Origin of the sequence: Photorhabdus sp. RM71S, assembly GCF_042879355.1 — a bacterium.
Lineage (GTDB): Bacteria > Pseudomonadota > Gammaproteobacteria > Enterobacterales > Enterobacteriaceae > Photorhabdus > Photorhabdus kayaii.
Genome location: NZ_JBHFKV010000386.1, coordinates 1 through 201 on the forward strand (window position 1 = coordinate 1; position 201 = coordinate 201).

The window sequence follows — 201 nt, forward strand, 5'->3', positions numbered from 1 at the left end:
TGGCATCGCCCGGTAGCTAAGTGCGGGAGAGATAACCGCTGAAAGCATCTAAGCGGGAAACTTGCCTTGAGATGAGTCTTCCCTTGACTTGAGGTCACGGAAGGAACGTTTAAGACGAAGACGTGGATAGGCTGGGTGTGTAAGTGCAGCGATGCATTGAGCTGACCAGTACTAATGAACCGAGAGGCTTAACCTTACAAC

At 50.7% G+C, this 201-nt stretch carries 1 rRNA gene; it reads left to right on the forward strand.

The features are described 5' to 3' along the window. Positions 1 to 196: ribosomal RNA gene (locus tag ACGF5R_RS25275) — 23S ribosomal RNA — on the forward strand; the annotation flags it as partial. Positions 197 to 201 lie beyond the last annotated feature (5 nt).